21 protein-coding genes are annotated in these 23,375 nt (G+C 71.2%); 10 read left to right on the forward strand and 11 right to left on the reverse strand.

What is annotated here, in order from left to right; all coding sequences use genetic code 11:
* The first annotated feature begins 35 nt into the window (after window positions 1-35).
* The 4 genes from glmU to pth all read left to right on the forward strand — a co-directional run bounded on the left by glmU (window position 36) and on the right by pth (window position 4,137).
* On the forward strand, window positions 36-1,481 hold the full coding sequence (gene glmU, locus DDQ41_RS11585; RefSeq protein WP_109297679.1) for a bifunctional UDP-N-acetylglucosamine diphosphorylase/glucosamine-1-phosphate N-acetyltransferase GlmU: 1,446 nt from the start codon (window positions 36-38) through the stop codon (window positions 1,479-1,481).
* Window positions 1,482-1,599: 118 nt separating this feature from the next.
* Window positions 1,600-2,574: a ribose-phosphate diphosphokinase gene (locus DDQ41_RS11590; protein WP_109294430.1), complete on the forward strand. Its 975-nt coding sequence runs from the start codon at window positions 1,600-1,602 to the stop codon at window positions 2,572-2,574.
* Window positions 2,575-2,778: 204 nt separating this feature from the next.
* Window positions 2,779-3,390 carry a 50S ribosomal protein L25/general stress protein Ctc gene (locus tag DDQ41_RS11595; RefSeq protein ID WP_109294431.1) on the forward strand — a complete coding sequence of 204 codons (612 nt, stop codon included), beginning with the start codon at window positions 2,779-2,781 and terminating at the stop codon, window positions 3,388-3,390.
* Between the two features lie 147 nt (window positions 3,391-3,537).
* Entirely contained in the window at window positions 3,538-4,137 is a 600-nt protein-coding gene (gene pth, locus DDQ41_RS11600; protein WP_109294432.1) for an aminoacyl-tRNA hydrolase, read from the forward strand.
* A gap of 204 nt (window positions 4,138-4,341) precedes the next feature.
* Here the strand turns inward: pth and DDQ41_RS11605 are convergent, their stop codons facing one another.
* Both DDQ41_RS11605 and DDQ41_RS11610 read right to left on the reverse strand, forming a co-directional pair.
* Window positions 4,342-4,554, reverse strand: coding sequence for a DUF397 domain-containing protein (locus DDQ41_RS11605; RefSeq protein WP_109294433.1), 213 nt, complete (start codon window positions 4,552-4,554; stop codon window positions 4,342-4,344).
* Window positions 4,551-5,324 carry a helix-turn-helix domain-containing protein gene (locus DDQ41_RS11610; protein WP_262508427.1) on the reverse strand — a complete coding sequence of 258 codons (774 nt, stop codon included), beginning with the start codon at window positions 5,322-5,324 and terminating at the stop codon, window positions 4,551-4,553. Before DDQ41_RS11610 ends, DDQ41_RS11605 begins: the two co-directional genes overlap by 4 nt.
* 175 nt (window positions 5,325-5,499) lie before the next feature.
* On the opposite strand from DDQ41_RS11610, the gene DDQ41_RS11615 reads away from it, so the two are divergent.
* Window positions 5,500-5,970 (forward strand): hypothetical protein, encoded by a 471-nt coding sequence (locus DDQ41_RS11615; protein WP_109294435.1) that lies wholly within the window; start codon window positions 5,500-5,502, stop codon window positions 5,968-5,970.
* Window positions 5,971-6,135: 165 nt separating this feature from the next.
* On the opposite strand, the gene ppc is transcribed toward DDQ41_RS11615, so the two are convergent.
* Window positions 6,136-8,865, reverse strand: a complete 2,730-nt coding sequence (gene ppc, locus DDQ41_RS11620) for a phosphoenolpyruvate carboxylase (RefSeq protein WP_109294436.1) — start codon at window positions 8,863-8,865, stop codon at window positions 6,136-6,138.
* A 218-nt stretch (window positions 8,866-9,083) separates the two neighbouring features.
* Here ppc and DDQ41_RS11625 point away from each other — a divergent pair, with 218 nt between their 5' ends.
* Both DDQ41_RS11625 and DDQ41_RS11630 read left to right on the forward strand, forming a co-directional pair.
* Window positions 9,084-10,064: an acyl-CoA desaturase gene (locus DDQ41_RS11625; protein WP_109294437.1), complete on the forward strand. Its 981-nt coding sequence runs from the start codon at window positions 9,084-9,086 to the stop codon at window positions 10,062-10,064.
* Window positions 10,061-10,735, forward strand: a complete 675-nt coding sequence (locus DDQ41_RS11630; protein ID WP_109294438.1) for a TetR/AcrR family transcriptional regulator — start codon at window positions 10,061-10,063, stop codon at window positions 10,733-10,735. The genes DDQ41_RS11625 and DDQ41_RS11630 overlap by 4 nt, the downstream gene beginning before the upstream one ends.
* Window positions 10,736-11,369: 634 nt before the next feature.
* Here DDQ41_RS11630 and DDQ41_RS32890 read toward each other — a convergent pair.
* The 3 genes from DDQ41_RS32890 to DDQ41_RS11640 are packed head-to-tail and all read right to left on the reverse strand — an operon-like array spanning window position 11,370 to window position 12,578.
* A complete protein-coding gene (locus DDQ41_RS32890) occupies window positions 11,370-11,513 on the reverse strand; it encodes a hypothetical protein (RefSeq protein ID WP_316681905.1) in 144 nt (47 codons plus the stop codon).
* Complete coding sequence (locus DDQ41_RS32895; RefSeq protein ID WP_316681907.1) at window positions 11,510-11,731, reverse strand: hypothetical protein; 222 nt, start codon at window positions 11,729-11,731, stop codon at window positions 11,510-11,512. Before DDQ41_RS32895 ends, DDQ41_RS32890 begins: the two co-directional genes overlap by 4 nt.
* A gap of 25 nt (window positions 11,732-11,756) precedes the next feature.
* Window positions 11,757-12,578, reverse strand: coding sequence for a trans-aconitate 2-methyltransferase (locus DDQ41_RS11640; RefSeq protein WP_109294439.1), 822 nt, complete (start codon window positions 12,576-12,578; stop codon window positions 11,757-11,759).
* 131 nt (window positions 12,579-12,709) lie between these two features.
* Between DDQ41_RS11640 and DDQ41_RS11645 the strand changes: the two genes are divergently transcribed.
* Window positions 12,710-13,207: a MarR family winged helix-turn-helix transcriptional regulator gene (locus tag DDQ41_RS11645; RefSeq protein WP_109294440.1), complete on the forward strand. Its 498-nt coding sequence runs from the start codon at window positions 12,710-12,712 to the stop codon at window positions 13,205-13,207.
* Here the strand turns inward: DDQ41_RS11645 and DDQ41_RS11650 are convergent.
* Window positions 13,166-13,945: a LuxR C-terminal-related transcriptional regulator gene (locus DDQ41_RS11650; protein ID WP_109294441.1), complete on the reverse strand. Its 780-nt coding sequence runs from the start codon at window positions 13,943-13,945 to the stop codon at window positions 13,166-13,168. The genes DDQ41_RS11645 and DDQ41_RS11650 overlap by 42 nt on opposite strands.
* Before the next feature lie 248 nt (window positions 13,946-14,193).
* On the opposite strand from DDQ41_RS11650, the gene DDQ41_RS11655 reads away from it, so the two are divergent.
* On the forward strand, window positions 14,194-14,640 hold the full coding sequence (locus DDQ41_RS11655; protein ID WP_109294442.1) for a GNAT family N-acetyltransferase: 447 nt from the start codon (window positions 14,194-14,196) through the stop codon (window positions 14,638-14,640).
* A 398-nt stretch (window positions 14,641-15,038) separates the two neighbouring features.
* Here the strand turns inward: DDQ41_RS11655 and galE are convergent, their stop codons facing one another.
* The 3 genes from galE to DDQ41_RS11670 all read right to left on the reverse strand — a co-directional run bounded on the left by galE (window position 15,039) and on the right by DDQ41_RS11670 (window position 17,610).
* Window positions 15,039-16,004 carry a UDP-glucose 4-epimerase GalE gene (gene galE / locus DDQ41_RS11660; protein ID WP_109294443.1) on the reverse strand — a complete coding sequence of 322 codons (966 nt, stop codon included), beginning with the start codon at window positions 16,002-16,004 and terminating at the stop codon, window positions 15,039-15,041.
* Window positions 16,001-16,429 (reverse strand): hypothetical protein, encoded by a 429-nt coding sequence (locus tag DDQ41_RS11665; RefSeq protein WP_162602646.1) that lies wholly within the window; start codon window positions 16,427-16,429, stop codon window positions 16,001-16,003. Before DDQ41_RS11665 ends, galE begins: the two co-directional genes overlap by 4 nt.
* A 479-nt stretch (window positions 16,430-16,908) precedes the next feature.
* Window positions 16,909-17,610, reverse strand: coding sequence for a helix-turn-helix transcriptional regulator (locus DDQ41_RS11670; protein WP_109294445.1), 702 nt, complete (start codon window positions 17,608-17,610; stop codon window positions 16,909-16,911).
* An 802-nt stretch (window positions 17,611-18,412) separates the two neighbouring features.
* Between DDQ41_RS11670 and DDQ41_RS31985 the strand changes: the two genes are divergently transcribed.
* On the forward strand, window positions 18,413-20,680 hold the full coding sequence (locus DDQ41_RS31985; RefSeq protein WP_217364428.1) for a DUF4573 domain-containing protein: 2,268 nt from the start codon (window positions 18,413-18,415) through the stop codon (window positions 20,678-20,680).
* Window positions 20,681-21,476: 796 nt separating this feature from the next.
* Here the strand turns inward: DDQ41_RS31985 and DDQ41_RS11680 are convergent.
* A complete protein-coding gene (locus tag DDQ41_RS11680; RefSeq protein ID WP_109294446.1) occupies window positions 21,477-23,291 on the reverse strand; it encodes an ABC-F family ATP-binding cassette domain-containing protein in 1,815 nt (604 codons plus the stop codon).
* Window positions 23,292-23,375: the final 84 nt, after the last annotated feature.

Consider the following 23,375-nt stretch of genomic DNA (forward strand, 5'->3'; position numbering starts at 1 on the left):
GGGTGTCCACCACCCGAAAGCCGAAGGGCATTCCCGTGAGCGCCAACCGCCCGGCCGCCGTCGTCGTCCTCGCAGCGGGTGAGGGCACCCGCATGAAGTCGAAGACCCCCAAGGTCCTGCACGAGATCGCCGGACGCTCGCTCGTCGGGCATGTCGTGTCCGCGGCCCGCGAACTCGGGCCCGAGCAGCTCGTCGTGGTCGTGGGGCATGCGAGCGAGCAGGTCGAGGGGCACCTCGCGGCGCACTACGAGGGCACCCGCACGGCGTTCCAGGCGGAGCAGAACGGCACGGGGCACGCCGTGCGCATGGCGCTTGAGGAGCTGGGCCGGGCGCCGGACGGCACGGTGGTGGTGGTGTGCGGCGACACCCCCCTTCTCTCCGGCGGGACGCTGTCCGCGCTCGTGGCGGCGCATGCCGCGGACGGCAACGCGGTGACGGTGCTGACGGCCCGGGTCCCGGACTCGACCGGATACGGCCGGATCGTGCGGGACGCCACGGGTGCGGTGACCGCGATCGTGGAGCACAAGGACGCCTCCGAGGCCGAGCGGGCGATCAGGGAGATCAATTCGGGGGTCTTCGCGTTCGACGGCCGGCTGCTTGCGGACGCGCTCGGCAAGGTCCGTACGGACAACAGCCAGGGCGAGGAGTATCTGACGGACGTGCTCGGGATCCTGCGTGAGGCGGGGCACCGGGTGGGTGCCTCGATGGCCGGGGACCACCGGGAGATCCTGGGGATCAACAACCGGGTCCAGCTGGCGGAGGCGCGCCTGCTGCTGAACCGGCGGCTGCTGGAGCAGGCGATGACCGCCGGCGTGACGGTGGTGGACCCGGCGTCGGTGCTGGTGGACGTGACGGTGACGTTCGAGCGGGACGCGGTGGTCCATCCCGGTACTCAGCTGCTGGGTGCGACGCATGTGGCGGAGGACGCCGAGGTGGGTCCGAACACGCGGCTGCGGGACACGGTGGTGCACCGGGGCGCGCGGGTGGACAACACGGTGGCGGACGGCGCGGTGATCGGCGAGTCGGCGTCGGTGGGGCCCTACGCGTATCTGCGTCCGGGTACCCGGCTGGGCACGAGCGCCAAGGCCGGTACGTATGTGGAGATGAAGAACGCGACGATCGGCGAGGGCACCAAGGTGCCGCATCTGTCGTACGTCGGCGACGCGACGATCGGCGATCACACCAACATCGGTGCCGCCTCGGTGTTCGTCAACTACGACGGCGAGGCGAAGCACCACACGACGATCGGCTCCCACTGCAAGACGGGCTCGGACAACATGTTTGTTGCTCCCGTCACAGTCGGGGACGGCGCGTACACCGCGGCGGGTTCGGTGATCACCAAGGACGTGCCCGCGGGTTCGCTGGCCGTGGCCCGCGGCCAGCAGCGGAATATCGAGGGTTGGGTGGCGCGGAAGCGCCCGGGCAGCGCGGCGGCGCAGGCGGCTCAGGTCGCGGCCGAGTCCGTGGAGCGCGAGGGCTGACCGAAAACAGGTGCGCCGATCTCGGCGTACCGTGATACGTGCACATGATTCGGCTGGCTCGCCGCACAGGGCACGGGCGGATCGGCAGCGGAGAAACACGTCTGAGGAGACAGTTGCTGTGACCGGGATCAAGACGACCGGCGAGAAGAAGCTGATGCTCTTCTCCGGCCGCGCCCACCCCGAGCTGGCCGAGGAGGTGGCCCACCGACTGGGGGTCGGCCTGGTGCCGACGAAGGCGTTCGATTTCGCCAACGGCGAGATCTACGTCCGCTTCCAGGAGTCGGCGCGCGGCGCGGACTGCTTCCTGATGCAGAGCCACACGGCCCCCATCAACAAATGGATCATGGAGCAGTTGATCATGATCGATGCTCTGAAGCGGGCCTCCGCCCGGAGCATCACGGTGATCCTGCCCTTCTACGGCTACGCGCGCCAGGACAAGAAGCACCGCGGGCGCGAGCCGATCTCGGCGCGCCTGATCGCCGACCTGATGAAGACGGCCGGCGCGGACCGGATCCTCACGGTGGATCTGCACACCGACCAGATCCAGGGCTTCTTCGACGGTCCGGTGGACCATCTGTTCGCCCTGCCGCTGCTGGCCGACTACGTGAGCGCGAAGGTCGACCGCTCCAAGCTGACGGTGGTGTCCCCGGACGCCGGCCGGGTGCGGGTGGCGGACCGCTGGTGCGACCGCCTGGACGCGCCGCTGGCGATCGTGCACAAGCGCCGCGACAAGGACGTGGCGAACCAGGTGACGGTTCACGAGGTCGTGGGCAATGTCGAGGGCCGGGTCTGCGTCCTCGTCGACGACATGATCGACACCGGTGGCACGATCTGCGCGGCCGCCGAGGCGCTGTTCTCCCACGGCGCCGAGGACGTGATCGTGACGGCCACCCACGGTGTGCTGTCGGGTCCGGCCGCGGACCGTCTGAAGAACTCGAAGGTCAGCGAGTTCGTCTTCACCGACACCCTCCCGGACCCGGGCAATCTGGAGCTGGACAAGATCACCGTCCTGTCCATCGCCCCGACCATCGCGCGTGCCGTGCGCGAGGTCTTCGAGGACGGCTCGGTGACGAGCCTGTTCGAGGAGCAGTAGGGGCCGCGGGCGGCGGACCGCCCGATCCGAGTGATCGAAGATCGATTTAGGCTGCGGCCTCCCTCCGGGTAGACTCATCGGGTTGCTCGGCGAGGGAGGCCGTACCGTTTCGGGTACGGCGGTCCGTTATCGACGCGCTCTTCGTAGCAGGCCGGTCGTGGCCGGGTGACTGTTCATGTTCGTCACCGCATACGAGGAGTGCACATGTCCGAGGTGAAGATTTCCGCGGAACTCCGCAGCGAGTTCGGCAAGGGCGCCGCCCGACGCATCCGTCGCGACGACAAGGTCCCCGGCGTTCTGTACGGTCACGGCTCCGACCCGATCCACCTGACGCTGCCGGGTCACGACCTGCTGCTGGCGCTGCGCACCCCGAACGTCCTGCTCGCGCTGGACATCGAGGGCAAGAAGGAGCTGGCGATCCCGAAGGCGGCGCAGCGTGACCCGCTGAAGGGCTTCCTGGAGCACGTCGACCTGCTGCTGGTGAAGCGCGGCGAGAAGGTCACGGTCGAGGTTCCGGTGCACGCCGAGGGTGAGCTGGCGCCCGGCGGCAACCTGCTGGAGCACGTGCTGAACGCGCTGCCGGTCGAGGCGGAGGCCACTCACATCCCCGAGTCCTTCACCGTGTCCGTCGAGGGCCTGGAGGCCGGCGCCTCCGTCCACGCCAAGGACGTCAAGCTGCCGAAGGGCGTGAGCCTGGCGGTGGAGGAGGACGCCGTCGTGCTCCAGGTCCTGGCCGCGCAGGCCGAGGAGCCGGCTGCCGAGGCCGAGGCGGGCGAGGCCGGCGAGGCCGCGGCCACCGAGGGCGCCGAGGCCTGAGCCGTACGCTCTGCCTGACGGGGTGGCGGGCCGCGCGGCCCGCCACCCCGTTCTCTGTTCTGGGACTCTTTGCGGACTCGAGAAGGCGGTCATGAGAAGACCGTCGCGTGGAGACGGTCATGAGGAGACGGCCATGAGGAGACGGTCATGACGACGGACGACACCGGCGCGCCCTGGCTGGTCGTGGGCCTGGGGAACCCGGGACCGGGCTATGCCGGGAACCGCCACAACGTGGGGTTCATGGTCGCGGATCTGCTCGCGGAGCGGATGGGCGGGAAGTTCAGGCGCGCGGCCAAGGCGCAGGCGCAGGTGCTGGAGGGCCGGATCGGTCCCGCGGGCCCGGGGAGCCGGCGGGTCATCCTGGCCAAGCCGATGTCGTACATGAATCTTTCGGGTGGTCCGGTGGTGGCGCTGCGGGACTTCTACAAGGTCCCCACGGCCCATGTGGTGGCCGTCCATGACGAGCTGGACATCGACTTCGGGGTACTGCGGCTGAAGCTGGGGGGCGGCGACAACGGGCACAACGGCCTGAAGTCGATGACGAAGGCGATGGGTTCGGACTACCACCGGCTCCGGTTCGGGATCGGGCGCCCGCCGGGGCGGATGCAGGTGGCCGACTTCGTGCTGAAGGACTTCTCCGGTGCGGAGCGCAAGGAGCTGGACTACTTCGTGGACCGCGGGGCGGACGCGGTGGAGTGCCTGGTGACGGAGGGGCTGGAACGGGCGCAGAGTACGTACAACTCCTGAGCGGTCCCACAGGCTCAACGCGGGCCGAGAACAGCGGACACCCGCGTGGGTCCGGCCAGCGCACCCGCGCACCCGCGCGACGGCAAGGTGTCGCTGGACGCCAACGCCGAGAGCGCAGCCGCGCATCCGCGCAATTGGACCACGCAACAGTCCCATCTCTCAGGTGAGTGACGAGGACGGTACGCGGCGTTCTGGGCGAGGGAGTCAGCCTTGGCCGAGCGTTCCGCCCTTCACCGCCTCCACGAAGGCCACCCACGTGCGGTTCGGGACGAGCAGCGCCGGTCCGTCCGGAACCTTGCTGTCCCGGACCGAAGTCAGACGAGGACTGTCAGCAACCTCGAGGCAGGCTCCGCCGTCGCCGTTGCTGTACGACGACTTGCGCCACACGGCGATGGTCGGATCAGGTGCCGGGGTCATCGTTTCGCGTAGTCCTTCGCCATTGATTCGATCAAGTCGAGGGATGCTTCCGGCGGCAACGAAGCGGCCCTGGTCAGATCGTAGGCCTTCTGGTACCGGGCAACCAGTGCCGGTTCCTCGACCAGTTGCCCGGTAAAGGCGCTCTCGGTGTACACGACGGGAGGTGCGTCGTCGAAGGTCATGTGGATCGTCGTGCCGTTGAGGAACGCTGCCGCACCAGCAGCGAAGGGGAGGACCTGCACGAGCTGGCGGCGGTTGGCTCGAGCGCCCTCTGCCAGTTCGGCCAACTGGTCTGCCATGACTGCGCAGCCTCCCACGGGGACCCGAAGCGCTGATTCATGCAGCACGACCCACAGCAGTGGAGCGGTCGGGCAGTCGAGGAGAGCCTGCCGGTCCAGCCGTGTGCGCACGAGGCGCTCAACCACGTCCTGCGATTCGAACCGCTGGGCCGCGCTCACCAGGGCCCGCGCATACCCCTCCGTCTGCAGCAACCCCGGCACCGGCATCGGCGCGTACTCGCTGAGCGTCCGCGCCTGCTGCTCCAGCTCCGCCGCGTCCGCGAAGTACTCGGCGTGCTTCGACTTGCGCGCCAGACGGCACAGGCGCTGGAAGTGCCCGCCCGACTCGAAGACCTCGTCGAGCAACCTGGAAACATCCGGCTGGGGCAGCCGCTTCGCCGTCTCGAACTGGCCGATGTAGGTGCCGGAGCAGAAGACCCGTTCCCCGAGCTGGTCCTGCGAGTAGCCGCCGGCCTCGCGTCCGCGGCGCAACTCGGCTGTATCCGGGTTGTACGAAGACGCTGCACGGCCCCGCTGCGGTGACCGGTCTCGGGTTGGCGGGGGTTCCGCGCGGCCTGCCCGCACTTCGATGCGTGGATCGGCCGCCTGATCGCCCTGACCGGGAAGGGTTGACCGGGTGCGGTCGGGTGCCGAAGGATCCGGCCCCATGAAGCGGAACTCCTCCGGCCGGATACTCGACCACGGCCGACGTGTGTCCATGGCCGCGGTGGCACTGCTGCTGCTCGTCGCCGGCTTCTGGTCGTCGTGGGGCACGGCCCAGCACGTACTGCTGTCCAAGGGCCGTGAACACGGCAGACTCACCGTCGCCGACTGCGGTGAGTCGGTGTGCACGGGCTCGTTCGATCCCGAGGGTCCGGGCGGCGAGCGTACCGGCATGGCCATCGAGCGGTCGGTGGCCGTGTCCGAGGGAGCGCGGCTCGATGTGGTGGTGAAACCGGGTACGGACGAGGCCGTGCGCGCCGGCCGGCCCGGCGCGCTGCACGCCTGGCTGCCGCTCGGTGGTGCGCTGCTGCTCGCGGCCTGTGTGGTGGGCGGCGGTCTGCGGATGCCGCGGACGGCCTGGGCGGCGGCGGCCGGGGGCGGTGCGCTGCTGGTGGGCGCGTTCCTCGCGCTCTGAGGTTCCGCTCCGGCCGGGAGGGCACCTGCCGGCCGGCCCGTCCCACCCGCCACCGGGGGCCCGGAAGCGAGCCCCGGAGCCCGGAAGCGGGCCCCCGCACCCCGTCGCCGGGGGCCCGGGAGGTCTCCAGGGCCCCCGGCGACGGGGTGCGGTACGGGCGGGGGGTCAGCCCGTGTTGCGCAGGCCGGCCGCGACGCCGTTGACGGTCAGCAGCAGCGCCCGCGACAGCAGCGGGTCGGCCGCTTCGCCGCGCTCGGCGGCGGCGCGCTGCCGGGCGAGCAGGGAGACCTGGAGGTAGGAGATCGGGTCGAGGTAGGCGTCCCGGATCCCGAAGGTCTGCTGGAGCCCCGGGTTGGAGTCGAGCAGCCGCTCGCCGCCGGTGATGTGCAGCACCTCCCGCACGGTCAGCTCGTGTTCGGCCTCGATGGCGCCGAAGACGTGCCTGAGTTCGTCCGGCACGAGGGTGTCCACGTAGTGGCGGGCGATCCGCAGGTCGGTCTTGGCGAGGGTCATCTCGACGTTGGAGAGGAAGTTCCGGAAGAAGTGCCACTGCTCGTACATCTCCGCCGGCACGGACTCCCGGCCCGCCTCGCGCAGGGCCCGAAGCCCGGAGCCGACGCCGAACCAGCCGGGCACGATCTGCCGTGACTGGGTCCAGCCGAACACCCAGGGGATGGCGCGCAGCCCGTCGAGTCCGGCGCCGCTGTCGGGGCGGCGGGAGGGCCGGGACCCCAGGTGCAGTTCGGCGAGCTGGTCGACGGGGGTGGAGGCGAAGAAGTACGCGGGCAGGTCGGGGTCCTCGACCAGCCCGCGGTAGGCGGCGTGGGCGGCGTCGGAGACGATGTCCATCGCGGCGTCCCAGCGGGCGAGGGCGTCGTCGCTCTGCCGGGGCGCGGTGTGCAGGGCGGACGCCTGGAGGGTCGCGGCCACCGTCAGCTCCAGGTTCTCCCTGGCCAGGGAGGGGATGAGGTACTTGTCGGAGATGACCTCGCCCTGCTCGGTCACCTTGATCTCGCCCTCCAGGGTGCCCCACGGCTGAGCCAGGATCGCCTCGTGGGTGGGGCCGCCGCCGCGGCCGACGGTGCCGCCGCGGCCGTGGAAGAGCCGCAGCCGGACGCCGTAGCGGTGGGCGACGTCCCGGAGCCTGCGCTGCGCCCGGTGGATCTCCCACTGCGAGGTGGTGATGCCGCCGAACTTGGAGGAGTCGGAGTAGCCGAGCATGACCTCCTGGACGTCGCCGCGGAGGGCGACGAGCCGGCGGTAGGAGGGGTCGGCGAGCATCTCGTCGAGGATGACGTCGGCGGCCCGGAGTTCGTCGGTGGTCTCCAGCAGCGGGACGATGCCGATCCTGGCCCAGCCGGCGTGCAGATCGACCAGTCCCGCCTCGCGGGCCAGCACGGCGGCGGCGAAGACGTCGTCGGCGCCCTGGCACATCGAGATGATGTAGGACTCGATGACCTCGGGCCCGAAGCGCTCGAAGGCTTCCTTGACCGTGTGGAAGACGCCGAGGGTCCTGGCGCCGGCCTCGTCGAGCGGTGCCGGGGTGGGGGCGAGCGGCCGCCGGGAGCGGAGTTCCTTGGCGAGCAGCTTCTGCCGGTACTGGCGCGGCATGTCGGCGTAGCGCCAGGTCTCCTCGCCGAGCCGGTCGAAGAGCTGGCCGAGGGCGTGGTGGTGGGCTTCGGCGTGCTCGCGGACGTCCATGGTGGCGAGCTGGAGCCCGAAGGCGGCGATGGTGCGGATGGTGCGGTCGAGGCGGCCGTCGGCGAACAGCCCGCCGCGGTGCTCGCGGAGCGATGTCTGCACGAGGGTGAGGTCGTGCAGCAGCTCGGCGGTGCCGAGGTAGTCGCGGCCCTGCTCGTGGGCGGTGCCCTTGGCGAGCCGCTCGCGGGTGTTGACGAGCTTCTGGCGGATGCAGGTGGCCTTGAGCCGGTAGGGCTCCTCGGCGTTCAGCCGCTTGTAGCGGGGGCTGATCTCGGGGAGGCGCTCCAGGTCGGTCTGGAGGGACTCCAGCAGTTCCTCGGTGGCGCCGGCGTAGCGGATCGAGTTGGACAGCAGTGCCCGCAGCGAGTCGACGGCGTCCAGGGCGTCGGTGATGCCGTGCTCGTGCTGGAGGATCAGGACCTCGCGGGTGACCTGGGGGGTGACGTTGGGGTTGCCGTCGCGGTCGCCGCCGATCCAGGTGCCGAAGGTGAGGGGCCGGGTGCCGGGCGGCAGCTCGACGCCGGCGCGCTCCAGCTCGGCGGCGAGGTCCTCCAGGACGTCCCCGACGGCTCCGGCGTGGAGTTCGTCGAGGTAGTAGATGGCGTTGCGGGCCTCGTCCGCGGGCTCGGGGCGTACGACGCGGAGTTCGTCGGTCTGCCAGATCAGGTCGATGCTCTCGGCGAGCCGCAGGTCGTGCCGGCGGCGGTCGGCGGGGTTGACCGGGGTCTCCAGCAGCTCGGCGATCCGCCGGAGCTTGTTGAGCACGGAGCGGCGGGCCGCTTCGGTGGGGTGTGCGGTGAAGACCGGCCGCACATTGAGGTGGCGCACGGTCTCGCGCAGGTGATCGGGGTCCGCCTCCTTGAGCATGTCGGCGGTACGGGACAGCAGCCCGCCCTCGGCGGCGCGGCGCTCGCGCAGCTCACGGCCGCGGTGCACCTGCTCTCCCACGTTGGCGAGATGGAAGTACGTGGAGAATGCACGCACCAGCTTCGCGGCGGTGTCCAGGTCGGTTTCCCCGAGCAGTTCCGCGGCGGCGGCGCCGTCGGAGCGGGTCAGGGCGCGTACGCGTTCGACGAGGTCGAGGAGTTCGGGGCCTTCCTGACGTACGAGGGTCTCGCCCAGCAGGTCACCCAATCGGCGGATGTCGGAACGCAGCTCGGCGCTGGCGGATGAGGTCTGGTCGGCACTGCTCACAGGTGCGGCTCCTTGCAGTGTTTGAGCACGTCTGGAGGTTTTCCGGAGGCTTCGCGGACCGCGCTGTCCGACGACTCCAAGGATAGGTGTCCGCTCGCGCGCGGCTCTCCACCACCCCTCTTGCCGCGAGGCTTCGCGCCGCCATACTTACGTTCCCGTAGGTTACGGTTCCGTAGCCACATGGTTCAGCCGCACCCTCACCCCCCAGGGGACTCCCCATGACCACAAGCCCTGATGTGATCGACGACGCCCGGAAACCGTCCGCTCCCGACCTTCCGTCCGCCACGCTGGGCGGCGACAGCAAGCGCTCGGTCGAGCAGATGGCCCTGCTGCTGTTCATCACGGTGCCCTTCCTCGCGCTGCTGGCGGCGGTGCCGCTGGCGTGGGGCTGGGGCGTGAGCTGGCTCGACCTCGGCCTGCTGGTGGCGATGTACTTCATCGGCTGCCACGGCATCACGATCGGCTTCCACCGCTACTTCACCCATGGTTCCTTCAAGGCGAAGCGGCCGCTGCGGATCGCGCTGGCGGTCATGGGGTCTCTCGCCGTCGAAGGGCCGCTGGTGCGGTGGGTGGCCGACCACCGCAAGCACCACAGGTTCTCCGACGCCGAGGGCGACCCGCATTCGCCGTGGCGGTTCGGCGAGACGGTCCCTGCGCTGGTGAAGGGCCTCTGGTGGGCGCACATCGGCTGGATGTTCGACGAGGAGCAGACCTCGCAGCACAAGTACGCACCGGATCTGATCAAGGACCCGGCGATCCGGGCGGTCTCCCGCCAGTTCGCGCTCTGGACGGTCGTGTCCCTGGCGATCCCCCCGCTGGTCGGCGGACTGGTCACGATGTCGTGGTGGGGCGCGTTCACCGCGTTCTTCTGGGGCTCGCTGGTCCGGGTCGCCCTGCTGCACCATGTGACGTGGTCGATCAACTCGATCTGCCACGCGGTCGGCAAGCGCCCGTTCAAGTCGCGCGACCGCTCGGGGAACGTGTGGTGGCTCGCGGTGCTGTCGTGCGGCGAGTCCTGGCACAACCTGCACCACGCCGACCCGACGAGCGCGCGGCACGGGGTGATGCGCGGGCAGATCGACTCCAGCGCCCGGCTGATCCGCTGGTTCGAGAAGGCGGGCTGGGCCTACGACGTGCGCTGGCCGAGCGCGGACCGGATCGCCGCCCGGCGCCGGGAGGAAGCCGCGGAGGCGGCATGATTGAGGGCGTGGCGATCGACGGCAGCAGCACCAGCAGTGAGAAGCCCCGGCGGGGGCGCAGGGTCCGGATGACCGCGGCGGAGCGCCGTCAGCAGCTGCTCGACATCGGTCGCACGCTCTTCGCGGCGAAGGGCTTCGAGGGCACGTCGGTGGAGGAGATCGCGGCGAAGGCCGGGGTGTCCAAGCCGGTGGTGTACGAGCACTTCGGCGGCAAGGAGGGCCTGTACGCGGTCGTGGTCGACCGGGAGATGCGCCAGCTCCTGGACCTGGTGACCGGGGCACTCACCGCGGGGCATCCGAGGGAACTGCTGGAGCAGGCGGCGTTCGCGCTGCTGGACTACATCGAGACGTACACGGACGGGTTCCGCATCCTGGTCCGCGACTCGCCGGTGGCCCAGTCCACGGGCACGTTCGCGTCGCTGATCAGCGACATCGCCACGCAGGTCGAGGACATCCTCGGGCTGGAGTTCAAGGCCAGGGGCTTCGACCCGAAGCTGGCGCCGCTCTACGCGCAGGCGCTGGTGGGGATGGTGGCGCTCACCGGCCAGTGGTGGCTGGACGCCCGCAGGCCGAAGAAGGCGGAGGTCGCGGCACATCTGGTGAATCTGGCCTGGCACGGGCTGGACGGACTGGAGCAGAAGCCGCGTCTGATAGGGCACCGCAAGAGCTGAGCGGGGCACCGCGAAAGCCGAGCCGGGCACCGCAAGAGCCGAGCCGGGCACCGCAAGAGCCGAGCCGGGCACCGCAAGAGCCGAGCCGGGCACCGCGAAAGCCGAGCCGGGCACCGCAAGAGCCGAGCCGGGCACCGCAAGAGCCGAGCCGGGCACCGCGAAAGCCGAGCCGGGCACCGCAAGAGCCGAGCCGGGCACCGCAAGAGCCGAGCCGGGCACCGCGAAAGCCGAGCCGGGCACCGCAAGAGCCGAGCCGGGCACCGCAAGAGCCGAGCCGGGCACCGCGAAAGCCGAGCCGGGCACCGCAAGAGCCGAGCCGGGCACCGCGCACGACGGGCCGGGTGCGGGGTGACGCCCGGCCGCGCGGCCGGGCGTGATGCGGTGGGGTGGCGCCGGATGCGGCGGGGGCGCGTACACCAGACCGGGCGAGCGGCGGGGGCGCGTACACCAGACCGGATGCGGCGGGGAGCGCACACGCCGGGCCGGATGCGTCGTGACGCGCGGCCGGACGGGAAGCTCCGCCGTGACGCACCAGCACCGCCCGAACCGCCCGAACCGCGGGCGGGTGCCGCCTCCGGCCGGCGTCCCGTTCCCCGCTCGTCGCGGGAGGGACACCGGCCGGGCGGCGGGCAGGTCACCCCAACGGTTCCGGGGGCACCGGCCGGCTGCCCACCGGGCCCTTCGGGAAGAAGCGGCGGCGCCCGGGGAGGTCCTCGCCCCAGGCGGCCTCGGCGCCATGGGCGATCAGGCGCTCGGCGAGCGTCTCGACACCGGTCACCGGCAGCCCCGGTGGGCCTTGCGCGAGGGGGCGCACTCCGGGGTAGGGCGGAGGCGCGGCCGGACGTCGCCGACCCGGAACCGGCAGCCGCCGCGGACGGCGAGCGGCAGCGGCCTGGTGGTCTCCGTCATCCCGGCGGCGCCGCCGTGGTGAGCGCGCAGCGCTTCCTCGGAGCCCGCGGGCACGGCGAGCCGGAAGTGATCGAGAGCGGTCGGCACGGTGACGCGTCCCTTCCCTACGGGACTACCGCGGTTTGCGGGCGATGGCGAAGACGCGGCGGAACGGGAACACCGTCCCGTACGGCCCGGGCGGATACGCCTTGCGGAGCAGGTCGCGGTACTGGGAGAGGAACTCGTCGGTGGCTTCCCGGTCCTCCCCGAGCGTGGTGAGGACGGGGCGCAGCGCGGTGCCCTTCACCCAGTCCAGGACGGGGTCGTCGCCGGCGAGCAGTTGGAGGTAGGTCGTCTCCCAGGTGTCCGCGTCGCAGCCGAGGTCGGCGAGCCGGAGCAGGTAGTCGGCCGGGTCCAGCACATGGACGAAGCGGCGGCCCTGGTCTGCGAGGCGGTCGCGCCACTGCGGCGTGTCGCAGAGTTCGCCGAGCAGCGCATGGCTGGGCGAGGTGAAGTTGCCGGGTACCTGGAAGGCGAAGGTGCCGCCGGGTGCGAGGCCGTCGATCCAGGCGGCGAAGGACTCGGGGTGGTTGGGCACCCACTGGAGTGCCGCGTTGGACACGATGAGGTCGTAGGGCTCGTCGGGGGTCCAGTGGGCGGCGTCGGCGAGGCGGAAGTCGAGCCAGCCGCCGCCGGTCGTGGTACCGGCGTGCTCCGTCTCGGCGCGGGCGAGCATCTCGGGTGAGAGGTCGAATCCGGTGATCCGCGCGTCCGGCCAGCGGTCGGCGAGAAGCGCGGTCACGTTGCCCGGGCCGCAGCCGAGGTCGGCGATGCGGGGTGGCCGGTCCGCGTGGGGCAGTTCGGGTATGCGGCCGAGAAGATCGAGGAACGGTCGGGCCCGGTGCCCGGAGTGCCGAAGGTACTGCTGTGGATCCCAGGTTGGAACGGAATGCATGTGTGATCCCCCTTGCTGGAATGTTCGCCGGAACCGGAAGAGAGTTCCGGCCCGACCATGCCCAATAGTCCATCCAAATATATCTTGATCTCAAGAGACTTCACGTCGACAGACCCTTTACACTGATCGCCATGGAGGACGAGGTCGACCGACTGGTCGCTGCCTGGCGCCGCGAGCGCCCCGACCTCGACGTGGAGCCGCTCGAGGTGCTCAGCCGCGTCTCCAGACTCGCGCGCCACCTGGACCGCGCGCGGAGGATCGCGTTCGCCGAGCACAGTCTGGAACCCTGGGAGTTCGACGTCCTGACATCCCTGCGGCGCGCGGGCGAACCGTACCAGCTGTCGCCGGGCCAGCTGCTCACGCAGACACTGGTCACCTCGGGCACGATGACCAACCGTATCGACCGGCTCGCCAAGAAGGGCCTGGTCGAGCGGCTCCCCGACCCCAGCGACCGGCGCGGCGTGCTGGTGCGGCTCACCGCGGAGGGACGGGACCGCGCCGATCAGGCACTCGCCGGGCTCCTCGACCAGGAGCGCGCGATCCTGGTCGAGCTGTCCCGTGCACAGCGCGCCGAACTCGCCGGACTGCTACGCCAGTTGACCGCCCCGTTCGACAACGTCCCCGGCTGACGACGCCGGCTCCGCGGGGCCGACCCCGGCCCGGCGGGCCAGTGCCACCGCCGCCAGGGTCGAATGCACGCCGAGTTTGCCCAGCACGTTCTGCATATGGGTGCGCACGGTGTGCGGGGAGAGGAAGAGCCGCTCCGCGACCGCCTTGCGGCCCAGACCGGCCACCATGCACCGCAGCACCTCCTGCTCGCGCGGGGTGAGCGACTCCACGAGCCGCTCGCTCTCGGTCCGGTGCTTGCGCGCGGCGGTCAGCTCCCGCAGCACGCCGGTGAGCAGTGCCGGAGGCAGATGGGTCTCGTCGCGCAGCACCCCCCGGATCACGGTGAGCAGCCGCTGCAGCGAACAGTCCTTGGCCACCCAGCCAGACGCTCCCGCCTGGAGCGCCGACGCGGCCCTGCGCGGATCGTCCTTCTCCGCGAGCACGACGGTGCGCACGGCGGGCCGCGCCGAACGGACCGCGGCGACCAGGGAGATCCCGTCCACGAAGGCGTCGCCGTTGTCGGGGACGGCACGCGCGACCACGGGGATCCGCGGTGCCGCCGCGATCCCCAGATCGGCATCGACCAGCATCACGTCGAATCTGCGCCCCTCGGCCGCCGCGCGCTCGAGGCAGCGCAGCCCGGCCGGGCCACTGCCCGCCGCGGCGACCTCGACGTCCGGCTCGGCGGCGAGTGCCGCGGCGAGGGACTCGGCGAAGATCCGGTGGTCGTCCACGACGAGAACCCGGATACGGACCACAGACACCCCCAGGCTGCGATTTCCGGCGGAGGCCACACATCGGCGGGCACGGCGCCCGGCAGGAGAGGGGAACCGTCACGGCCGCCGCCGCGATCGACCACTACCCCGCCCCGGGCGTCGTACCCGACTGACTCGCCCCCTGATCAGCACCGGCCCCCACCGGTGCACGTGCTTCAGAGTACGGCCGGCGGCCGCGAGAGGAAGGGCATTTGCAGAACTGGTCGCACGCTGTGTTTAGGGTGTGGCGCATGTTTCGTTTTGAGACTGAAGTCGACAAAGAACGGCTCGGCCTGCTCGGCGATCGGCTCGACACCGCCAACACCCGGCGCTCCCCGGCGATGCGTGCCCTGGCGGTGAGCCGGCACAAGGACGAAGTCCCCCTGCACGTCTGGGTGGTGGAGGAGGCGACCGGGCAACTGGCCGCGGGCCTGACGGGGCGCACCTGGGCGCGCTGGCTCCATGTCGACCTCCTCTGGGTCGACACCCCGCACCGCGGTGCGGGGCTGGGCTCCCAACTCCTCGCCGCGGCCGAACGCGAGGCCCGCGTCGGACGCGGCTGCTCCTGGTCCCGGCTGGAGACCTGGGACTTCCAGGCCCCGGGCTTCTACCGGAAGCACGGATACGAGATCGTCGGCCGGGTGCCCGACTATCCGCCGGGCGTCACGGAATACCTGCTGGCCAAGCATCTCGGCTGAACCCGCGGGCGCGGGCCGCGCCCACCAGGGTCGTCCCGGACCGCCGGCTTCGGGTGCCCGCCGATCAGGCCGTACCTGCCCCGGGGCGGCCCCGCCCGGGGCAGCCCGTATGTCCTCGGGCCCGTCGGTCCTGCTCGGTCCTGCTCGGGCCTGCTCGGGCCTGCTCGGGCCTGCTCGGTCCTGCCGACTTCCCCGGTTCGCCGGCCTCCCCGGGCCGCCGACCTCCCCGGGCCGTCACCCTTCTCGTCTCAAGGTCGCCGACCGCCTCTGGCCCGTCAACCCACGCAGCCCGTCAACCGCCTCGGGCCCGTCAACCCACTCGGCTTGCGGACCTCCTCAGGCCCGTCAACCGTTTCCAGTTCCTCACCCGTACTGGTGCCGGAACCGCGCGGCGGCGCTCATCCCCCGGCGGTCCGGGCGCGGGCGAAGTCCCAGGCGTCGGCGACGATCCCGGCGAGGTCGGGCCGCGACGGGTTCCAGCCGAGCCGCTCCCGTGCGGCCTCGGAGGAGGCGACGAGTACGGCGGGGTCTCCGGCGCGCCGAGCGGCGGCGGTCTCCGGGACCGGGTGGCCGGTGACCTTGCGGACGGTCTCGACGACCTCGCGGACGGAGAAGCCGCTGCCGTTGCCGAGGTTGCAGATCAGATGCTCGCCGGGGGAGATCGCCTCCATCGCGAGCAGATGGGCCTCGGCGAGGTCGGCGACGTGAATGTAGTCCCGCACGCAGGTGCCGTCCGGCGTCGGGTAGTCGTCGCCGAACACGGAGATCGCCTCGCGGGTGCCGAGCGCGACCTGGAGCACCAGCGGGATGAGGTGCGACTCGGGGTCGTGGCGCTCACCGCAGTCGCCGTAGGCGCCGGCGACGTTGAAGTACCGCAGAGATGCCGCCGCCAGGCCGTGCGCGGTGCACTCGCCGCTGATCATGTGGTCGACGGCGAGTTTGGAGGCGCCGTACGGGCTTGTCGGCGCGGTGGGGGCGGACTCGGTGATCGGCACGGAGACCGGTTCGCCGTAGGTGGCCGCCGAGGAGGAGAAGACCAGCTTGCGGATCCCGGCGGAGCGCATCGCGGCGAGCAGCGCCATCGTCCCGCCCACGTTGTTCTCCCAGTACTTGCCGGGGTGCGTGACCGATTCGCCGACCTGCGAGAACGCGGCGAAGTGCAGGACACCGTCAAACGACGGCCCGAGATGGCGGGCGGAGTCCTGGACCCGGCCCTCGATGAAGTCGGCGCCCTCGGGGACGGCCTCGCGCACACCCGTGGACAGGTCGTCGAGGACGGCGACCTCGTGCCCCGCCTCCAGCAGATGGGCGGTCACCACGCTGCCGACATAGCCGGCACCGCCCGTCACCAGGTACTTGCTCACTTGTGCGCCACCTCTCGCAGTCGCCGCGCCGCCGCAACCGGCGACACATCGTCGATGAACACGCTCACGCCGGACGCGTAACCGGCGAGGAACTTCGGCTTTCCGGGAGTACGTCGAACGGTGAAGAACCCGAGGTGCGGCGCGAAGCCGTCGCGCTCGCCGCGGGTGCCGCCGCCGAACGGGGCCTGACGGCAGGCGGAGGGATAAGGCGTCGGCGGCCCGTCGGTACCGAAGGTCCGGTCGAAGCACCTCGAGGTTCCCAGGCGCACCTGTGGGAACGCTGTGCCCGCCGCTCCGCCGGCGATGCGACGTACGCGATGGCGTACGGCGTCGCGTACGGGTACTCGGGCGGCTCCGTGTGCGGCCTCGCGGGAGTCGCGGGGAAGCGGCTCCCGGCCGTCGGCGGGTCCGATGGCCGTCTCCACCCCGATCACCTCCCACCCTCACACAGACTCCAACATTAACGCACACGATAAATCATAACTCAACGCTCTCAGCCGCACAGTGGCCGCAGCCATACCGCCGGGGTCACCGGGGCCGCCGGAGCCGCCGTGCGCCGTGGAGCCGGCACAGGCCATGGAATCGGCAGCGAGGCCACGGAGCCCGTGCGGGTCAGGGAGCCCGTGCGGGTCAGGAAGCCGACCTGCCGGGGTGACGCGCCAGGGCAGCGGGGGTCCGCCCCGCCTGCCGGCCTCCCGGTACGCCGTCCCGCCCGGCGAAGTCCCCCGCCCGAGCCGCGCTCCCGAGCCGTCCGGGCGGTGGCGGTGGACCGTCCCGGGCCGGGAGGCGATCCCGAGCCGCCCGACCCCGGCCGCCGCGCTCGGCCGGCGCGCTCAGACGGCGCGCTCAGACGGCGCGCTCGGACGGCGCGCTCAGACGGCGCGCGGCACAAGCCAGGGCGCCTCTATTCGCCGCCGAGGTCCGGGGTCGTGAGCGGCGGGTGGCTCGCGGCGTGGTCGAGGAGGCCGGTACGGGCCGCGAGGGCCGCGGCCTCCAAGCGGGAGCCGACGCCGAGTTTCATCAGCACCCGCTGAACGTGCGTGCGGGCCGTGCTCGGGGCTATGCCCATGCCCGCGGCGATGAGCCGGGTGTCCTCTCCCTCCGCGACGCGGACGAGCACCTCCACCTCGCGGGGGGTCAGCATGCGCAGTAGCCGCTGACCCTCGTCATCCGGCTGGGTCGCCGGGTTGAGGAGGTCGGTGAACGCTCCCTGCAACAACTGCGGCGCCACCGCCGCCTCACCCGCCCGTGCCTTGACCATCGCCCGCTCGACGCCCTCGATGCGCTCGTCATGCCGCACATAGCCGGAAGCGCCGGCCGCGAAGGCCGCCGCTATACCGCGCGGCGACGGCACGGGTCCCAGGACCACCACGGCGACCTGCGGCCGGTCCCGTTTGATCCGTACAACGGGATCGAACGCACCCGGCTCCGCCGGTGCCGCCGTCCCCAGCAGGCACACCTCGGGCGCCCTGTTCACCACCAGCTCGGCCGCCCCGGCCGACGGCGCCGCCGCCGCGAGCACCCGGTGCCCGCGGAGCTTCAGCGCGGAAGCCAGCGCCTCAGCAAGCAACCGGTGGTCGTCGACCACCATGAGCCGCACACCCATCGAGCTACCCCCCATACCCCTGGAGCCGGCCCCCCGCCCCCAGCACTACTGACCCGGCAAGCTACACGCTTGTTCGACGTCGCGCTGCCCTACCGATCAGAAGTCCCCCGGATCGGCGAAATGCATGTCGTTCGGGGCAAGTCGGCGGAACGAGGAGTCCCCCACCCGTACGGGCAGGGGACCTCCGCCGCTATGGTCCGACCAGTTCAGCGGGCACCCGCCCCGGCGCCGGCACCGGGCACTGCCCGCCGCGCGAGACCCATGCCCTCGGTTGCCGAACACGGTCTCGCACGAGGAGCGGCCGTCCGTTGCCGTAGTGGGCCGAAGTACTCCACTGCCGCAGTGGGCCCGACGTACTCCACTCCGGACCCGGACCCGGACCCGGACCCGGACTCGCGGCCGGTCCGCGAAACAGCCCGGGTACGCCCGTTGGTGAAACTACCGGAGCGCGAGAGTCCGGGCTCCCCGACAGGACGGACCGAAGCGCGTCACAGGCCGCTGCGGACTACAGGTCCTCACAGACCGCATATGCCTGGAACCCGCCGCCGATCACCGCAAGGGAAGCCTGCGTAACCCAACCGGTGGCCGGTCCGGACTGAGGCCCGGCACCGGTGGGAGTCGGCTTGTTCTCAATGACGTTGAGGGTGGTGAGGAGGCCGAAAGTGTCGTAGCCCCCACCGGTGGCGATGTCGCCGGCAAGACACTGGGCCACCGACTGCGCACCAACGTTGACAATCGCCGGGATGGCCTGGGGGCCCCTGATGATGTAGGAGACCGTAGCCGGCGCCGTACCCTGCGCACCTTGCGGGCCCTGCGGACCCTGGACACCGACACCGTCAGCGCCCTGAGGACCCTGAGCACCATCAGCGCCCTGCGGACCCTGGACACCGACACCGTCAGCCCCCTGAGGACCCTGGGCACCGTCAGCCCCCTGAGGACCCTGAGCACCATCAGGGCCTTGGGGACCCTGGGCACCATCAACACCGTCAGCGCCCTGCGGACCCTGAGCACCGTCAACGCCGTTCACGCCGTCCGCACCCTGCGAACCCTGCGCACCCTGGGCACCGTCAGCCCCCTGAGGACCCTGAGCACCATCAGGGCCTTGGGGACCCTGGGCACCATCAACACCGTCAGCGCCTTGGGGACCCTGAGCACCGTCAACGCCGTTCACGCCGTCCGCACCCTGCGGACCCTGAGCACCATCAGGGCCTTGAGGACCCTGAGCACCGTCAACGCCGTTCACGCCGTCCGCGCCTTGGGGACCCTGAGCACCATCCACACCGTCAGCACCCTGCGGACCCTGAGCACCGACCGGACCCTGGACACCGACACCCTGCGCACCCTGCGCACCGTCAGCGCCCTGAGGACCCTGAGCACCATCAGCGCCCTGAGGACCCTGAGCACCATCAGCGCCCTGAGGACCCTGAGCACCATCAGGGCCTTGAGGACCCTGGGCACCATCAACACCGTCAGCGCCTTGGGGACCCTGAGCACCGTCAACGCCGTTCACGCCGTCCGCGCCTTGGGGACCCTGAGCACCATCCACACCGTCAGCACCCTGCGGACCCTGAGCACCGACCGGACCCTGGACACCGACACCCTGCGCACCCTGCGCACCGTCAGCGCCCTGAGGACCCTGAGCACCATCAGGGCCTTGAGGACCCTGGGCACCATCAACACCGTCAGCGCCTTGGGGACCCTGAGCACCGTCAACGCCGTTCACACCGTCAGCGCCTTGGGGACCCTGCGCACCCTGCGCACCGTCAGCGCCCTGAGGACCCTGAGCACCATCAGGGCCTTGAGGACCCTGAGCGCCGTCAACGCCGTTCACACCGTCCGCACCCTGCGCGCCCTGAGCACCGACCGCACCCTGGGCACCATCAGCACCGTCCGCACCCTGGGGACCCTGAGCGCCGTCAACGCCGTCCGCACCCTGGGGACCCTGGGCACCGTCAACACCGTCAGCGCCCTGCGGACCCTGAGCGCCGTCAACGCCGTTCACGCCGTCCGCGCCCTGCGGGCCCTGAGCACCGACCGCACCCTGGGCACCATCAGCACCGTCCGCACCCTGGGGACCCTGAGCGCCGTCAACGCCGTTCACGCCGTCCGCGCCCTGCGGGCCCTGAGCACCGACCGGACCCTGGGCACCATCAACGCCGTCCGCACCCTGCGGACCCTGAGCACCATCAACACCGTCAGCGCCCTGCGCACCCTGAGCACCGACCGGACCCTGGGCACCATCAACGCCGTCCGCACCCTGTGCACCCTGGGCACCATCAGCACCGTCCGCACCCTGGGGACCCTGAGCGCCGTCAACGCCGTTCACACCGTCCGCACCCTGCGAACCCTGCGCACCCTGGGCACCGTCAGCGCCTTGGGGACCCTGAGCGCCGTCAACGCCGTCAGCGCCCTGCGGACCCTGAGCACCGTCAACGCCGTTCACACCGTCCGCACCCTGAGCACCGACCGCACCCTGAGCACCGTCAACGCCGTCAGCGCCCTGGGGACCCTGAGCACCATCCACACCGTCAGCGCCCTGCGGACCCTGAGCACCATCCACACCGTCAGCGCCCTGCGGACCCTGAGCACCGTCAACGCCGTTCACACCGTCCGCACCCTGCGGACCCTGAGCACCGACCGCACCCTGAGCACCGTCAACGCCGTCAGCGCCCTGGGGACCCTGAGCGCCGTCAACGCCGTTCACACCGTCTGCGCCCTGCGGACCCTGAGCACCGTTCACGCCATTAGCGCCGTTCGCGCCGTTCGCGCCCTGTGGTCCCTGGGCACCATCCGCGCCATCCGCGCCCTGCGGGCCTTGCGGACCTCGGTCCCCGCGTCCACCCTTCGGGCCCCGATCCCCGCCGCGACCCTTCTTGCTGTCTGGATCGGCCGTCATGGCCCCGTTTGGTCCAGGCAGCCCCAGGCTGTGTTCACTGCCCGAGCGCTGCACCGCGTCGGCAATGGCCATCGTGTTCGGGACCACGTTCAACACCGCGGCCATGATGCCCACCGAAACGGCGGAGACCGCCCTCACCCGGTTACGGCGGATTGCCTTTCGGTTCACCGTTAGCCCTTCCCTGAATGTCAAGTAGTTGATTGAGTCATGGCCGCCAGAACCGAGGCAGGACGGGTTTTCCCTTCCGATCCGCACCTGCATCGGAGGAAATGGTGACGGTTTGCTCGGCGTTCGCAGGAATTCTCGGACCGGGCCATTTTCCGCAGGTGCGGCACCAAGTCCGCGCACGGCCGCGCGCCGGGCAGATAAGACCACCCGTGCGGGGGTGTCGATGGTGAGTAATCTCAGCCCAGAGAGGCAATCTGACGCCGGCCGCCCGAGGTCCTGTCGAAGAGCGGGATGCGATCGCTCTTCCGGACCTCTTGCCGCACCCGTACAGGCGGCGGTTGCGATCTGCTCCTGATCACCAGGGAGAGGCTGGGGAGCAGTGCGGATGCACCGAGTTCGGCGACCGCCTCCCTCCATCCGCCTCGCCGGTTCGAGGCCGGCGACTGCAACCATGTGCAGTCGCACCCGCACCCGCGCCGCCCCCGTAAGGGATGACGCTCTCGCGGTCACTGTTGGTCTGCGGCCGCCGGGAGGGGCGCGCCCGGTTTGCTACGGCGGCACGGTTGCCATGGCGGCGCGGTTGCCATGGCGGCGCGGTTGCCATGGCGGCGCGGTTGCCATGGCGGCCCGGTTGGTACCGCTGAGCGGTTGGTACGGCTGAGCGGGGGCCACGGCTGAGCGGGGCGGCCGCCGTACGCGGGCTGGTTGTCGGGACCGGGCTGAGTGCACGGGCCGGTCCGCCCAGATACCCGAGGGCGAACCGGCCCGTGGTGCCGGTCTACGCGATCACCGCGTGCCGCCGCTACGCGCCCTCGGCGTCCTCGGCCAGTTCGAGCCAGCGCATTTCCAGCTCTTCGCGTTCACCGGCGAGTTGCCGGAGTCGCGCGTCGAGTTCCGCCACCTTCTCGAAATCGGTGGCGTTTTCGGCGATCTGCGAATGCAGCGCGGACTCTTTTTCGGAGATCTTGTCGAGCTGCCGCTCGATCTTCTGCAACTCCTTCTTCGCGGCCCGCTGGTCCGCCGCGGACTTCTCGGTGCCGGCGGGCTTCGAGGCAGCGGCCGGTGCGGGGGCCGCGGCCTGTAGCGCCTTCGCCCGGCGCTCCAGGTACTCGTCGATTCCGCGCGGGAGCATCCGCAGGGTCGCGTCGCCGAGGAGCGCGAGCACCCGGTCGGTGGTGCGCTCGACGAAGAAGCGGTCGTGGGAGATCACGACCATCGAGCCCGGCCAGCCGTCGAGGAGGTCCTCCAGCTGCGTCAGGGTCTCGATATCGAGGTCGTTGGTGGGCTCGTCGAGGAAGAGGACGTTCGGCTCGTCCATCAGCAGCCGCAGCAGCTGGAGCCGGCGCCGCTCGCCGCCGGACAGGTCGCCGACCGGGGTCCACTGCTTATCCTTCGAGAAGCCGAACTGCTCGCAGAGCTGGCCCGCGGTCATCTCCCGGCCCTTGCCGAGGTCGACGCGGTCGCGGATCTGCTGGACCGCCTCCAGGACCCGCAGGTTCGGGTCGAGTTCGGTGACGTCCTGGGAGAGGTAGGCCAGCCGCACGGTCTTCCCGGCGGCGATCCGCCCGGCGGCGGGCTGCCGTTCGCCGTCGCTGCCCGCGGCCTCGGTCATGGCGCGGAGCAGGGAGGTCTTGCCCGCGCCGTTCACGCCGACCAGGCCGATCCGGTCGCCGGGGCCGAGCTGCCAGGTCAGATGCTTCAGCAGGACCTTCGGCCCGGCCTGGACGGTGACGTCCTCCAGGTCGAAGACGGTCTTGCCGAGCCGCGAGGTGGCGAACTTCATCAGCTCGGAGGTGTCGCGCGGCGGCGGCACGTCCTTGATCAGCTCGTTGGCGGCCTCGACGCGGAAGCGGGGCTTGGACGTCCGCGCCGGGGCGCCCCGGCGCAGCCAGGCGAGTTCCTTGCGGACGAGGTTCTGCCGCTTGGTCTCCTCGGTGGCGGCGATGCGCTCCCGCTCGGCGCGGGCGAAGACGTAGTCGGAGTAGCCGCCCTCGTACTCGTAGACCGTGCCGCGCTGGACGTCCCACATGCGGGTGCAGACCTGGTCGAGGAACCAGCGGTCGTGGGTGACGCAGACCAGCGCCGAGCGGCGCGCCCGGAGGTGGTCGGCGAGCCAGGCGATGCCCTCGACGTCCAGGTGGTTGGTGGGCTCGTCGAGGACGATCAGGTCCTGCTCGGCGATCAGCAGCTTGGCGAGTGCGATCCGGCGCCGCTCGCCGCCGGAGAGCGGGGCGATCACGGTGTCCAGGCCCTGTGGGAAGCCGGGCAGGTCGAGCCCGCCGAACAGGCCGGTGAGCACATCGCGGATCTTGGCGTTGCCGGCCCACTCGTGGTCGGCGAGATCGCCGATGACCTCGTGGCGGATGGTGGCGGCGGGGTCGAGCGAGTCGTGCTGGGTGAGCACCCCGATGTGCAGTCCGCCGCTGTGGGTGACCCGGCCGGTGTCCGGCTCCTCCAGCCCGGCGAGCATCCGGATCAGGGTCGTCTTGCCGTCTCCGTTGCGGCCGACGACTCCGATGCGGTCCCCCTCGGAGACGCCGAGCGACACTCCGTCGAGCAGGGCACGGGTGCCGTACACCTTGCTGACTGCCTCGACATTGACCAGGTTGACTGCCACAGGTGCTGTGCTCCATAGGGCTGCGGACGGGACCAATCCCTCCAGGATAATCGCCGTCGACCAGGTAGCGGCCCGCCGGGGACG

This window comes from Streptomyces spongiicola (assembly GCF_003122365.1).
Classification (GTDB): domain Bacteria; phylum Actinomycetota; class Actinomycetes; order Streptomycetales; family Streptomycetaceae; genus Streptomyces; species Streptomyces spongiicola.